The organism is Streptomyces sp. SD15, from assembly GCF_054462255.1.
The window spans coordinates 24,886-38,105 of sequence record NZ_JBTLMO010000040.1 but is presented as its reverse complement, the minus strand read 5'-3'; the positions used below and the strand labels follow the sequence as shown (position 1 = coordinate 38,105).

The 13,220-nt window shown below is 68.9% G+C and carries 11 protein-coding genes; 5 read left to right on the top strand and 6 right to left on the bottom strand.

Annotated elements, in window-relative coordinates:
* Positions 1 to 364 precede the first annotated feature (364 nt).
* The gene (locus ACX28W_RS31710; protein ID WP_459003306.1) at positions 365 to 1,297 is read right to left on the bottom strand and encodes a LacI family DNA-binding transcriptional regulator; all 933 of its coding nucleotides are present in this window, start codon (positions 1,295 to 1,297) and stop codon (positions 365 to 367) included.
* Between the two features lie 409 nt (positions 1,298 to 1,706).
* Between ACX28W_RS31710 and folP the strand changes: the two genes are divergently transcribed.
* The 5 genes from folP (at position 1,707) to ACX28W_RS31685 (ending at position 7,099) form a co-directional block, all read left to right on the top strand.
* Positions 1,707 to 2,549 carry a dihydropteroate synthase gene (gene folP / locus ACX28W_RS31705; protein WP_459003305.1) on the top strand — a complete coding sequence of 281 codons (843 nt, stop codon included), beginning with the start codon at positions 1,707 to 1,709 and terminating at the stop codon, positions 2,547 to 2,549.
* A gap of 171 nt (positions 2,550 to 2,720) precedes the next feature.
* Complete coding sequence (locus ACX28W_RS31700; RefSeq protein WP_459003304.1) at positions 2,721 to 4,064, top strand: aminomethyl transferase family protein; 1,344 nt, start codon at positions 2,721 to 2,723, stop codon at positions 4,062 to 4,064.
* Positions 4,065 to 4,239: 175 nt separating this feature from the next.
* Entirely contained in the window at positions 4,240 to 5,112 is an 873-nt protein-coding gene (locus tag ACX28W_RS31695) for a methylenetetrahydrofolate reductase (protein WP_459003302.1), read from the top strand.
* Positions 5,109 to 6,017, top strand: a complete 909-nt coding sequence (purU, locus tag ACX28W_RS31690; RefSeq protein ID WP_459003301.1) for a formyltetrahydrofolate deformylase — start codon at positions 5,109 to 5,111, stop codon at positions 6,015 to 6,017. The genes ACX28W_RS31695 and purU overlap by 4 nt, the downstream gene beginning before the upstream one ends.
* 218 nt (positions 6,018 to 6,235) lie before the next feature.
* A complete protein-coding gene (locus ACX28W_RS31685; RefSeq protein WP_459003300.1) occupies positions 6,236 to 7,099 on the top strand; it encodes a bifunctional 5,10-methylenetetrahydrofolate dehydrogenase/5,10-methenyltetrahydrofolate cyclohydrolase in 864 nt (287 codons plus the stop codon).
* Between the two features lie 69 nt (positions 7,100 to 7,168).
* Here the strand turns inward: ACX28W_RS31685 and ACX28W_RS31680 are convergent, their stop codons facing one another.
* The 5 genes from ACX28W_RS31680 to ACX28W_RS31660 form a co-directional block, all read right to left on the bottom strand.
* Positions 7,169 to 8,137 carry an ROK family protein gene (locus tag ACX28W_RS31680; RefSeq protein ID WP_459003298.1) on the bottom strand — a complete coding sequence of 323 codons (969 nt, stop codon included), beginning with the start codon at positions 8,135 to 8,137 and terminating at the stop codon, positions 7,169 to 7,171.
* Positions 8,134 to 9,828, bottom strand: a complete 1,695-nt coding sequence (locus tag ACX28W_RS31675) for a class I mannose-6-phosphate isomerase (protein WP_459003297.1) — start codon at positions 9,826 to 9,828, stop codon at positions 8,134 to 8,136. Before ACX28W_RS31675 ends, ACX28W_RS31680 begins: the two co-directional genes overlap by 4 nt.
* A gap of 160 nt (positions 9,829 to 9,988) precedes the next feature.
* On the bottom strand, positions 9,989 to 10,903 hold the full coding sequence (locus ACX28W_RS31670) for a carbohydrate ABC transporter permease (protein WP_459003295.1): 915 nt from the start codon (positions 10,901 to 10,903) through the stop codon (positions 9,989 to 9,991).
* The gene (locus ACX28W_RS31665; protein WP_459003293.1) at positions 10,900 to 11,832 is read right to left on the bottom strand and encodes a carbohydrate ABC transporter permease; all 933 of its coding nucleotides are present in this window, start codon (positions 11,830 to 11,832) and stop codon (positions 10,900 to 10,902) included. Before ACX28W_RS31665 ends, ACX28W_RS31670 begins: the two co-directional genes overlap by 4 nt.
* Entirely contained in the window at positions 11,829 to 13,214 is a 1,386-nt protein-coding gene (locus tag ACX28W_RS31660; protein ID WP_459003292.1) for an ABC transporter substrate-binding protein, read from the bottom strand. The genes ACX28W_RS31665 and ACX28W_RS31660 overlap by 4 nt, the downstream gene beginning before the upstream one ends.
* Between the last annotated feature and the right edge of the window lie 6 nt (positions 13,215 to 13,220).

Sequence of the window (13,220 nt, the reverse complement as noted above, 5' to 3'; positions counted from 1 at the left end):
GGTGGTGGGGGCGGCTGAAGAAAACCAGTGAAGGGGATACGCACCGGTCGGCGCGGCGGAACGGTGTGCGGGCACGTGCGTATGTGGTTGTGGCGGCTGCTCATGCTGCGACGGGGCGTGTGTCACGAGCACGATGAGCCGTGCTCGCGTGTCCGAAAACGTAACCGCGCGGGACACTGTCAGCAATATGTGCGACAGGATTTCCTACAACACTTGAAACGATATCGGCCGCCGCCGGGTCTCAGGCCTTCACACTTCGAGGGCGACTCGGGTGGCGGCAGTCGCCCGTGCTGAGAGTTCTGGAGACGCTCCTCAGTACTGCCCGTACCGCGAGTACTGCCCGTACCGCGAGCGGGACCGCCTGTCAGACCGACTGGCGAACGACGATCCGCGCGGGCGGGGGACGCAGACCGCTGGTGTCGAGGCCCAGCGCGAGGCGGGCGCTGAGGCGTCCGTGGGCTTCGGCGTCGACGTTGACCGTGGTCAGTGAGGGGGTGACGTATTCGCCGTACCCGTTGTCGTCGAATCCGATGACGGCGACCTCGTCAGGGACGCCACGGCCCAGGTCGCGCAGGGCGGTCAGGACGCGCAGAGCGACGTCGTCGTTGAAGCCGGCGATCGCGGTCACCTCGGGTGCGCCGGTGAGGAACACCTTGACGGCGTCGGCGCAGGCCGGACGGTCCCGCGGGGCGACGAACGTGGCCGGCACGGGGATGTCCAGGTTCTCGGCGGCGTGTGCGGTGAAGCGGAGGCGGGCCGCGGCGAGTGGTGCCTCGGTGTCCGGCAACGCCAGGGCGACATGGGTGTGGCCGTGCTCCACGAGGTGGCGGATTTGCAGAGCGGCGTGGGCGGCGAGACCGTCGCGCCACCCTCCTCCCAGATCGTCGAGTTCGTGACCGGTCAGATACGAAACACCGAAGCGGATGACGGCGCGGGGAGCGATGGCGTCGAGGACCTGTTGGGTGGACTGCGGACTGTGGTGGTCGTGGCGGACGAGCAGGACGTACTCGTGCGCGGCCAGTTCCGCGTCGAGTCCACGGATGTAGCTGCGGGAGTACTTGCCTTCCATCCCCGAGTCGATGTTCAGCACCACGACGCGGGAGGTTCCCTCGCGAAGCGCCCGGGCCACTCCGTGCGGTACATAGCCGAGATCGCGTGCGGCCTGCTTCACTCGGTCGCGGGTGGCGGCCGAGATCGTCTGGTGGGGGTCGTTGTTGAGGACGAAACTCACGGTGGCGCGGGACACTCCGCTGGCCGCCGCCACGTCGTTCAGCGTGACTCTTCCGGAAGTGCCCATCACGCCTGCTCCGATGCGATTGTGTGCGCCGAACCTCCTGCAGGACGGCGCCACCCATTCTAGGGAGGCTGCCCAGGGCGGATACACGGGCCGTGGCGCGTCCGTGGAATGTGCCGGGACCCCCGTACGACGCCAGAGGGGCATCTGGCGCCGCAGTGCGCGAATGGACACGACCGCCGCTCCCACCAGCACCTACTCGCGAGTCACCGGAAAGTCAGCCTGGAGCTAGAACGATTTAGCTTTTCGCTGTAACGTGTCTGCCATATCGATTTAGCTTTCCGGCTCGCAGGCGGGACGATCCGCGGCGGAGGAGGTCGCTCGACCGATGATCCACAGGGAAAGAACCGCTGCCGTGCGGCCGTCACCCGGACCGCCCGACGGACTGCCGCAGCCAGGCCGATGCCTGGTGATGGGCATTCTCAACGTGACCCCCGACTCGTTCTCCGACGGCGGCCTGTACGCGGACACCCGGCGGGCCGTCCGGCGGGGGCTGCGGATGGCGGAGCAGGGCGCCGACCTGGTCGATGTCGGAGGGGAGTCCACGCGGCCGGGGGCCGTGCCCGTCCCGGTGGAGGAGGAGCTGGCCCGGGTCGTTCCCGTGGTCCGGGAGCTCGCCCGTGCCGAGGTGTCCGTCAGCGTCGACACCATGCACGAGAGGGTCGCGCGGGCCGCGGTCGAGGCGGGGGCGTGCCTGGTCAATGACGTCAGCGGCGGTCTGGCCGACCCCGCCATGGCGGCCACCGTCGCCGCGGCCGGGGTTCCCTACGTCGCCATGCACTGGCGTGCGCCCAGCCGGGAGATGGAGCGCCGTGCGACCTACGGGAACGTCGTCGGTGAGGTCACCTTCGAGCTCCTGGAGCGGGTGGAGGAACTGACCGCGGCCGGAATCGACCCCGCGCGCATCGTCCTCGATCCCGGGCTCGGTTTCGCCAAGCGGGCCGCCCATGACTGGGAACTCCTGACACACCTCCCCGCCTTGCGGGCCACCGGCTTCCCTGTGCTGGTGGGCGCGTCCAGGAAGCGCTTCATCGGCGCCGCCCTGAGCACCCGCGCGGGCACGGAGCCCCCGCCCCACGGTCGGGATGCGGCCACGGCTGCCGTGTCGGCTCTCGCGGCGGCCGCCGGCGCGTTCTGCGTGCGGGTGCACGACGTCCGCGCCAGCCTCCATGCGGTGTGCATGGCCGCGGCCTGGGCCGACAGCGGCCGTATCGCGGCGATGCCCGTCGCGGAACCCGTCGCCGGGCGCACGTGAAACAAGTGCCGCACGAGGCTCGCCCTTGTGGGAATCCCGCTGCTAGTTTCTGCTAGATCGTTTTAGCCCTACGTCCATCCAGAGCCGGATCGAGAGTGGCGTGAGCAAGTCGGCCGCTCTGTACTAGATCGATTTAGTGCGCTCAGGACGGACGACCCCGAGAGGAGTCGCATGACACCCCCTAGCCTTCAGGACGGCATCGACAAGGCCGGCTCGCCCATCGACCTGCTGTGGAAGCCGGCCGCGGAACCGTGGACACCGGAGGTGGTCGAGCGCGAGTACGTCGGCTGGCGCGAGGAGCAGGCGGCGTGGCACGAGGGTGTCGCCCTCCTGAACCTGTCGCACCACATGTACGACATGTGGATCGAGGGCCCCGACGCCACCCGCCTGCTGGCGGACTACGGCGCCAACAACTTCGAGAAGTTCGCGATCGGGCAGGCCAAGCAGTACGTCCCGGTGACCCGCCACGGCCACATCGTCACCGACGGCATCCTTTCCCGGGAGTCCGAGAACGCGTACCTGCTCAGCGGTGTACCCGCGTGCCAGCACTGGGTGCAGTACCACGCGGAGAAAGGCGGCTACGACGTCGCCTTCGTGACCGACCCGTCCTCCGCCTTCCGGCCCGGTGGAGGTGACCCGAAGCTCTTCCGCTACCAGATCCAGGGACCGCAGGCCAACGAGCTGGTGGAGAAGGTCTTCGGCGGTCCGATACCGCAGACGAAGTTCTTCCACTCCACTCCGGTCACCCTGGGCGGCCGCGCCCTGAAGGCCCTGCGGCACGGCATGGCAGGGCAGGCCGGCTTCGAGTTCATCGGTCCCTGGGAGCACGCCGGGTACGTGCACGAGGCGTTCCTGAAGGCCGGTGAGCCGCTCGGCCTGGTGCAGGTCGGCGCCCTGGCGTACGCGACACCGAGCGTGGAGAGCGGCTGGATCCCCTCGCCGGTGCCCGGCATCTACACCGACCCCGACCTGCTGGAGTACCGCAGGTACCTTCCCCTGTTCGGCATCGAGGGCCAGCGCCCGCTCAGCGGCAGCTTCTTCTCGGAGAACATCGAGGACCACTATGTCTCCCCGTACGAACTGGGCTACGGGAAGATGATCCACTTCGGCCACGACTTCCACGGCCGGGACGCCCTGCTGAAGGCGAGGGACGAGGAGCTCCGCAAGAAGGTGACCCTGGTCTTCGACGCCGACGACGTGCGCCGGGTGCTCGGCGACGGGGAGGACCCCGGCTTGGTGCTCAGCTATGCCCGCCACCGCGTCGAGGACGCGCACGGTTTGGTCGGTGTCACGATGCAGACCGCGTCGATCGACCCCGTGGGCACGGTCCTGGCGCAGAGCCTGATCGACGCCGCGCACGCCGAGCCCGGCACCGAGGTGGCGGTGGTCTGGGGCGATCACCCCGGCTCCGGTACCGGCCCCGAGGCCGACCTCGGGTTCCCGCGCATCCGCGCCACCGTGCGGCCGAGCCCGTTCGACCGGCACGCCCGCACCCAGTACCGCCGTAACGCCTGACGCGGACGGGCCCGCGCGAGCGGCCGGTCACCGCATCCTTCCCGCCGGTCGCAGGCCCGTGGTGTGCCTCCGACCGGTACCGGCCGGGCGTCGCACGCCTCCCTCGACGGGCCGACGGCCTCATGACGGCGGAGACGGCACCGGCCGCCCCGCTTCCGTTTCGACAAGGAGCACGATGAACCCCCTCAGCACAGCCTCGGCGGCGGTCAGCACGCCGCTGCTGGAGGACTTCTCCCTGGAAATGACCGGCAAGGACGTTCCCAAGCTGGAAGAAGCCCGCGACACGATTCCCCAGGGCACCCGGATCAACGTCACGTTCCTCGGTAACGAGGACCTGGGGATACGCCTGGACGCCGCGCGTGCGGTGAAGCGTCTGGGTTTCGTGCCGGTGCCGCACATCTCCGCCCGCCGCCTCGGATCCCAGGCCGACTTCGAGGAGTTCCTCGCCGGCCTCCAGACCGACGGGACCTGCGACAACGTGTTCACCGTCGGAGGTGATCCGACCAGCCCGGAGGGCCCGTACGCGGACTCCCTGGCCCTGATCGAGTCCGGACTGCTGGCGGAGCGCGACGTCCGGCACGTCGGCATCAGCGGCTACCCGGAGGGCCATCCGGTCATCGCCGGGGACGTGCTGTGGTCGGCGCTGCGGGCCAAGAGCGCCGCGCTCGCCGCCCAGGGCCTGGACGGAAGTGTCATCACCCAGTTCGGCTTCGACGTCGACCCCGTCCTCGCCTGGATCGAGCAGGTCCGCGGCCACGGCATCACGCTCCCGATCCGTATCGGCGTCCCCGGGCCGGCCGGCGTGCGGCGGCTGATGTCGTACGCCGCCCGGTTCGGCGTGGGCACCAGCGCCTCCATCGCCAAGAAGTACGGACTGTCGCTGACCAACCTCATGGGCACCGCGGGCCCCGACCGGTTCCTGCGTGCCCTGGCCGAGGGGTACGACCCGGCTCGCCACGGCGAGGTCAAGATCCATTTCTATACGTTCGGCGGGCTCAGGGCCACCTCCGAGTGGGTCGCCCGGTTCAGGAAGGAAAGCCTCGCATGACCCTCACCCGGGAAGTTCCGGCTCTTGCCTCCAAGACGACAAGGGGGATGGACCACCAGGCCGCACTGATCGTCCAGGGCGCCGACGCCACCGGCATCGTCGCGGCCGTGACCTCCGTCCTCAGCGGGCACGGCGCCAACATCGTCTCCCTCGACCAGTACTCCGACAACCCGCAGGGCGGCGCCTTCTTCCAGCGCACCGTCTTCGGCATGGACGGCCTCCAGGCCGCCCTGCCCGCGCTCCGCGCCGATCTCGACGAGGAGCTGGTGAAGAAGTACGGGCTCGGCTACACCCTGCGCGACATATCGGTGCCGAAGCGCGTCGCGATCTTCGCATCCAAGTCCGACCACTGCCTTCTCGACCTGCTCTGGCGCCACCGCCGGGGTCAGCTCCCGGTCAGCGTCGCCATGGTGATCTCCAATCACCCGGACACCGCGGAGGAAGTGCGCGGCTTCGGCATCCCCTTCTTCCACGTCCCCTCCATGGGGCCGGACAAGTCGGCCGCGGAGGCGGAGCATCTGCGGCTGCTCAAGGACAACGTCGACTTCGTCGTCCTCGCGCGCTACATGCAGATCCTTTCCGCCGGCTTCGTCGAGCAGGTCGGCGTACCGATCATCAACATCCACCACTCCTTCCTCCCCGCGTTCATCGGCGCCGGCCCGTACGCCAAGGCCAAGGAACGGGGCGTGAAACTGGTCGGAGCCACCGCCCACTACGTCACCGAGGACCTCGACGAGGGCCCGATCATCGAGCAGGACGTCGTCCGCGTCACCCACGCAGACACCGCCGCCGACCTGACCCGCCGCGGCGCCGACGTGGAACGCGCGGTGCTCTCCCGCGCGGTGCTGTGGCATGCCGAGGACCGCGTCATCCGCAACGGCAACCACACCATCGTCTTCGCGTAGGACCTGTCCGGCCCAGGGACCTGGTCGCCCGGGACCTGACGCAGGTCCCGGGCCGGTCCGGCCAGTTGCGAGATCTCGGCATCTCGGCATCTCGGCATCTCGACCTCTCGACAGGGAAACCGCCCGGCACCGGGGCAGGTGGTCTTGTCGCGCGCCGGATCGCACGGGCCGTCGGGGCAGCGGGCGAATCGTTCACCAGTAGAAAGCGGTTGGCCATCATGACAGTCACGATCAACGGCGCGAAGATCGCCCGAAGTATCCGAGCCCGGGTCGCCGAGCGGGTGGCCGAAGCAGCGGGCAGCGGACGGGTGCCCGGCCTCGCGACCATTCTGGTCGGCGGCGACCCGGCCAGTGCCGTCTACGTCGCCGCCAAACGACGTGCCATCCGCGAGGCCGGTATGCGCGACTTCCACCGCCACCTGCCCCAGCACGCCACCCAGGGCGAAGTCGCCGACGCGATCGACGAGTTGGCGGTCGATCCGGAGGTCTCCGGCATCCTGCTCCAACTACCTCTGCCTGCGCAGCTGGACGCCGCGCCTTTGATCGACCGCATTCCTGTCCCCAAGGACGTCGATGGTCTGACCACCGCCAGTGCCGGTCGGCTGGCCCGCGGCGAGCGCGGGCTGCGGCCCTGCACGCCGAGCGGCGTCATCGAACTCCTCGACGCCGAGGGCGTCGAGCTCAAGGGCGCGGGCGTCGCCGTCGTCGGCTGGGGGGAACTCGTCGGCCGCCCCCTGGCACAGCTGCTGCTGCAGCGAGGGGCCACCGTGACGGTCGCGCACGAATTCACCGCCGACCTCGCCGCCGTCACCCGCCCCGCCGACATCGTCGTGGTCGCCACCGGCGTACGCGGTCTCATCGGCCCTGAACACGTCAAGCCCGGTGCCACCGTCATCGACGTCGGAATCCACCGCACCCCCACGGGACTGACCGGCGACGTCCGCGCCGCCGAACTCGACGGCATCGCGGGCCGCATCACGCCCGTGCCCGGTGGTGTGGGCCCGATGACCATCGCCATGCTGATGGTCAACACCCTCCGCGCGGCCGAGTGGGGTGCCGAACTGCATGCCGTTCCGGCATGACGGTCCCGCTTCAAGCACGGCCAGGCCGAGGACCAGGCGTCCAAGGCTTGTGCCTCCCCTTCGTCGGTCTCACGCCACCGCCACGCGGGCCGCGCCCACCAGTGCGGCGTCCCCCGCGGGGCTGGCAGACTTCATCGCACGAGTACGCCGTGCGCCGGCCGCCTGGGCGTGACCCGGACCAGGGGGCGCGTCTCCTGCGGGGCACTCCGGGGCTCCGGGAGGCGGTGAATCCGCGTCGGCACGCGGGTCGTCCGGCGTCCAGCCTCCGGTCACGAGACCGGTGGACAGAGCGGGAGCGACGAGGTCCCAGGAGCGGGCTATGGAGCCTCCGACGACCAGGGCGGTCGCGCCGAAGTCCACCAGGCGCGGGCCCAGCACGACGCCCAGTCCGGTGAAGACGTCGTCCAGCACCCACTGGGCCCGCTCCTCTCCCGCTCTGGCTCGTCCGGCGATGTCGTGTACATCGGCGGCGGGGTCGCCGTAGCGGGCGAGGATCGCCCGGCGTGAGACGGTGTCCTCCAGCGGCCGGCCATCGATCTCGGTGAGGTCCATCCGCCCCTCGAGTGGTACGCCGGGACCGTTGTCGCAGATGCGGCCGTCGGCGAGAAACGCCGAGCCGACACCGGTGCCGAGCGTGATGCCCACGGCGCGGCGGTGCCCGCGGACGGTACCCGCGGACCACTCGCCGGTCAGGAAGGCGTGGGCGTCGTTGAGGAACACGACGTCGCTGGGACGCTGCCGCAGTCCGTCGAGGAGTGCTGCTCGCACGTCCATCCCGTACAGGGCGTCGAACTTGCCCACGCCCTTGAAGAGGGCAACCCCTCTTGCGTAGTCGAACGGCCCGGGCACCGCCACGCCCCACCGCGCACCAGGAGGCACCGACAGCCCGTCGGCGCAGTGTCGTACGACGCCGAGGATGTCTTCGGCATCGCCGTCCGCGTCGAGCGGCTTGCGCGTACGGCTGGTGACACGCCCGTCGCGCAGGTCGACGAGCGCCGCGGTGACATGGGTGCCACCGATCTCCAGGACAGGAATCAACGGACCAGCGCCTTCACGACACGCACCGGGCCGCCACCGGCCGCTCGCAGGGTGTAGCGGCCGACCGCGGCCGGCACGGTGAGCGTCTCCGCGTAGGCGAGTTCGTGCCGGTCTCCGGCCGTAGTGTGCACCGTGACGCCTTCCCCTTCCACCACGTTCAGTATGTGGAACCGTCCCTGCGTGTCGTCGGCAGCCTCGGCCTCGGCGTCGAGCACGAACCTCCTGACCTCATAGAACATCTCGGCCAGCCCGCCGATGACCTCCTCCCGCCAACCGGTGCCCTCGCGCAGGGTGCGCGGCTCTTGAACCAGGTCACGGGCGACGGCGTCACCGCGTCGTCCGGTCTCGAGGTTGGCGAACCCGTGCTCGTAGGGCAGAGGGCGTGGGTTGCCGTCGGCACCGGGCCGCAGCCAGTCGTAGAACCTCAGGCTGTACAGATAGGGGGTGGCGCTGATCTCCAGCACGAGGTTGCCCGCGCCGCTGGCGTGCGGGGTGCCCGCCGGGATCATGAACAGCTGGCCCTGCTCGGCGGGGAAGGCCAGGACGTGGTCCTCGGGGTCCATGGGCACTCCGTCGGTGACGGCCCTCTCCACCTCCTTGCGGAAGACGTCGACGTCGGCGTCCTCGCGCAGGCCGAGGAACACCTTGGTGTCGGTGCTGCCGAGGGTCAGGTAGTACGTCTCGTGCTGGGTGTAGGCCCAGCCGAAACGCTCCCTCATATATGACTCCTTCGGGTGGCAGTGCACGGAGAGGCTGCCGCCGCCGACGGTGTCCAGGTAGTCGAAGCGGATCGGGAAAGACGTGCCGAAGCGGGCGTGCACCTGTGCCCCCAGCACGTTGTCCGGTTCCAGCACGCACATGAGTTGGAACGGCACCTCGGCCTGAGCCTGCGGTCCGGTGCCGATGAGGATGCCGGCCTCGGGCGCGATCAGTTCGTAGCCGAGCGCGGTGTTGCGGGCGTCGGGGTTGAAGCCGAGCTCGCGCTGTGCCCAATGGCCTCCCCAGGGGCAGGAGTTGAAGTACGGGCGGGGGCGGACGGGCTTGCGGGCCAGAGCGGCGTACGTGGCGCGCAGGCCTGCTCCGTCGATCCACGCCGGGTGGTCGGGGCTCTGCATGTCGAGCCAGGCATCGAGGCGGCGTGCGAGCGAGTCGCGGTGCTGGTCGATCATCGGCCAGTCGATGTAGAACAGCCGTCTGAAGTCGGGCTTCTCGCCCGGCAGGCCGAGGTTGACGCCCAGCTCACCCGCGCCGACGGCGGCCTCCGTGTATCGCTTGGGCACATCGGCGTACCAGAGCAGGTCGTGATCCACGAGGGCGGCGCCAGGCCCGTAGACGAGGAGCAGCCCTTCCTTCGGCGGTGCGGATACCGGGAGGATCTCGAAGAGGTCGTCGAGGGGATTGTCGGCGAGCCTGCAGAAGTAGGGGTCGTCGGCGTCTGCCGGCCGTTCGGTACGGCTCCTGACGTGCGCCGGCCGGGCGTAGTGGCTCCGCATGTCGAGCAGAGTGACGGGGGTACCGCGCCCGGTCAGCTCGTGTTCGAGGCGATCACCGAGGAGGGACCAGTCGACGGACGGGGACCCCTCGATGGCCACCACCGCGGGGCCGTCGGGAAGTTGGGAGGCCACTGCCTGCCATCCCGTGTGGAGGACGGCCTGCGGGGCGGGGGCGTAGCGCGGATCGAGCCGGTACACACGGTCTCCTTTGCGGACAGGGTGTCGGTGAGGCGGAAAGGCAGCGCGGTCGTGACGGGGGCGGGCGGCCGATGACCCTCTGCGGTGACCGTGGGCGATCGCGGTGGGCGGGTGGACGGCGTCATGGACACAGGTGGCGAAGAGGGCGGCGCGGAGGCGCTCATTCCTTGCTCGCTCCGGCGAGCATCCCGGACACCAGAGTGCGCTGCGAGAAGACGAAGACCACCAGCACAGGCAGGATGGCGATGATGACGGCCAGGGCGAGTTCGGGGATGGTGACGTTCAGTCCGGCGCCGGCGACGGGGTTGAAGGACGGCGTCGAGGTCAGCAGTTGGTTCAGGCCCACCTGGACGGGGAACTGCTCGCTGTTCGGCAGGACGAGATACGGCAGGAAGAAATTGTTCCAGTTGCCCACGAAGCTGAAGAACGCGACCAGTCCGACCACCGGCTTGGCGAGCGGGAGCGCGATGCGTGAGAAGAGCTGCCACTCCGTGCAGCCGTCGATCCGTGCGGCGGACAGCAGGTCCCTGGGGAGGCTGCTCCCGAAGTAGATGTACACCAGGTACACGCCGAACGGATAGAAGGAGAACGGGAGTATCACCGACCAGATGGTGCCGATCAGGTGGAAGCGGTTGAGTTCCAGGAAGATCGGCAGCACCAGGGTGGCCTGCGGCATGATCATGGTGACCAGGGTGATCACGAGGAGCGTCTTGCGTCCCCGGAACTTCGTCAGCGCCAGCGCGTAGCCGGCCGGAACGCTGACGGCCAGCGTCAGGACGAGCGAACCGCCCGAGTAGACGGCCGAGTTACGCAGCCACCTCATCATGGCGCCGTCCTGGAAGGCGAACAGGTGCCGCCAGGCCGTGCCGATCTGAGGGAACGAACCGAAGGAGAGCGGGTTGTCCCGCACCACTTCGCCGGCGGTCTTCGACGGTGCCAGCAGCAGCCAGATCACCGGCAGTACGAAGAACACCAGCAGCAAGGCCAGGAGGAGTCCTACGACCAGGAAGGGGAGGGTCCTGGAAGGACGGATACGCCGCCTTACGGCCGTCAGGAAGAGAGCGGTCTGTGTCATTTCTCATCCAACTTGAACAGGTTCGAGCGAGCGACCAGCAGCCCGGCAGCGAGGAGGCCCACGGCAAGGAGGACGACGGAGATGGCAGCGGCGCCGTTGAAGTCGCCCTGCTGAAAGGCGTAGACGTAGGCGAGCTGGTTCGGCGACCAGGTGGGACTCACCCTGCCGAGGCTGGCGGTCTGGAGAAGCTGGGGCTCCACGAACAACTGGGTGCCCGTCGCGAAAGCCATGATCGTCATATAGACGATCCACTGCCGGATCATCGGGATCTGGATGTGCCAGGCGGTGCGCCACGGGCCCGCGCCGTCCATGCGGGCTGCTTCCAGCACCTCGTCGGGGATGTTGTTCAAAGCCCCGTACATCACGACCATCCAGCCTCCGGCGCCGGTCCAGAAGGCGATCAACATGAGGATCAGCGGCAGGTTGCCGGGCGCCAGGACGGCGGCGAACGTCTTCAACCCCATGCCGGTGAGCAGCCAGGACAACGGGCTGACGTCGGGGTCCAGCATGAACAGCCAGACCAGAACGCTCGCCACTCCGGCGAGGGCGCCGGGGATGTAGTACAGGAAGCGGAAGAGCGCCGATGTGCCCGGACGCACGCGGCTGCGCAGAACCACAGCGGTCAGCACGACCAGGACGACGAGGGCCACCAGCCACATGACCAGATAGATCAGCATGTGGGTGAAGGCCGGGGCGAAGCGGTAGTCCTTGATGACCTTCACGAACTGGTTGAACCCGGTGAACTGGCCCCGGTCATTGGTGAGCGCGAGATAGAACGAGTACCCGGTGGGGAAGACGCCGAACGCGAGCAGCAGCAGCGCGTAGCCGGCGACGAAGAAGTAGCCCGCGCGACCGCGGCCCTTGCGCCGCGGCGTGGTGCCGCGGCGCAAGGGGGAGACGGCGACGCGCTCGGTCTCCAGCAAGGTCACTGATCGACCACCTTGTAGCCCTGGGTCCTGGCCTCGCCTGCGATCTCCTGCTGCCAGGCCGGCAGCGTCTCGGTCAGGCTCTTTCCGGAGGTCAGAGCCGGGAGGACGACGCTGGACCAGGCGGTGGAGTCCGAGAACTTGGTGTTCGACCAGCCGGTCCACACCTCGTTCGCGGCCTGCTCGAACGGCTCGCTCACATCATTGGCGAAGTAGTTCCTGTTGGCCGGGTTGGCCAGCCAGGCCTTCGCGGCCTGGGTGTAGGCCGGATAGGTGGGCGCAGTGGCCTGGTTCTCGTCGGAGGTGGTCAGCCAGGTGACCAGGTCCGTGGACGCCTTGAGGTTGGCGCTGTGCGAGGACACCATCCACACGCCGCCGCCGACGTTGCCCGTGGCAGTCGTGCTCTCTCCCTCCCAGGCAAGAGGGGGTGCCGCGGCGATCTGCTTGGCCGGAGTCTTGAAGCCGGCCTTGAACAGGTACTGGCCGTACCAGGAAGGGCCGTAGGCCATCAGGACCTTGCTGCCGCTGTTCTTGGCGAATCCCTGGCTGAAGAAGCCCTGCGTGGCGATGGCCTTGGCGCTGATCAGGTTGTCCAGCAGTTTCGCCATCCGGGTGCACTTCGGGTCACCCAGGTCGGTGCGCAGGGTGTCGGGCTTCACCAGGCTGAACGCGGGGCACTGGCCCGACCAGAAGTACGACTCGTGGGAGTTGGTGTCGCCGACCGAGCCGACCAGATAGCCCGGATGGTCCTTGGCGACCTGCTTGCCGAGGGCTTCGTACTCCTGCCACGTGGTGGGAACCTTGTATCCCCACTTGTCCATAAGGGGCTTGTTGTACCACAGGAGGACCTGGGCGATGTCATTGCGCATGCAGTAGGTGTGGCCGTTGAATTGACAGGGCGTCAGCGAACCCTTGGCGAACCCGTCCAGGGTGCTCTGCGGTACGAGCTTCTCGTCCAGGGGTGCGGCGAACGGCTGCGCGCCGGGCTTGGTGGCCTCCGACGCCCAGGTCACGTCGGTCGGCGTGCCGAACACCACGTCCGGCCAGCCGCTGCCGGTCCGGTCGAACAGCTGCACCTTTGACTGCAGATACGTCGAGCCGTCGGCTCCGCCGTCGTACGTGACGATCTTCATCTTCACGTCGGGGTGCGACTTCTGGTACGCCTGCACCGACGGCAGCCTGGTCGAGTCGGCCCACACCGTTATCCGCGAACCCTCCTTCTGCGCGACCGGCTTGAACGCCGACTGCCCGGAGGAGGAACGGGTGGTGGTGTCGGCGCTGGCGCAGCCTGCCAGGACGGCCGTGGTGGCCAGGGACAGCGTGACTGCCGCCGTGCGGAGCAGCGAGTGACGTCGGCTGGTTCTCGGAGATCTGGAAGACGCCATTGTCTT

Bases quoted from the DNA above. Each gene is read 5' to 3' on its own strand.
- ACX28W_RS31710 (WP_459003306.1), bottom strand. From the start codon at position 1,297: ATGGGCACTTCCGGAAGAGTCACGCTGAACGACGTGGCGGCGGCCAGC.
- folP (WP_459003305.1), top strand. From the start codon at position 1,707: ATGGGCATTCTCAACGTGACCCCCGACTCGTTCTCCGACGGCGGCCTG.
- ACX28W_RS31700 (WP_459003304.1), top strand. From the start codon at position 2,721: ATGACACCCCCTAGCCTTCAGGACGGCATCGACAAGGCCGGCTCGCCC.
- ACX28W_RS31695 (WP_459003302.1), top strand. From the start codon at position 4,240: ATGAACCCCCTCAGCACAGCCTCGGCGGCGGTCAGCACGCCGCTGCTG.
- purU (WP_459003301.1), top strand. From the start codon at position 5,109: ATGACCCTCACCCGGGAAGTTCCGGCTCTTGCCTCCAAGACGACAAGG.
- ACX28W_RS31685 (WP_459003300.1), top strand. From the start codon at position 6,236: ATGACAGTCACGATCAACGGCGCGAAGATCGCCCGAAGTATCCGAGCC.
- ACX28W_RS31670 (WP_459003295.1), bottom strand. From the start codon at position 10,903: ATGACACAGACCGCTCTCTTCCTGACGGCCGTAAGGCGGCGTATCCGT.
- ACX28W_RS31660 (WP_459003292.1), bottom strand. From the start codon at position 13,214: ATGGCGTCTTCCAGATCTCCGAGAACCAGCCGACGTCACTCGCTGCTC.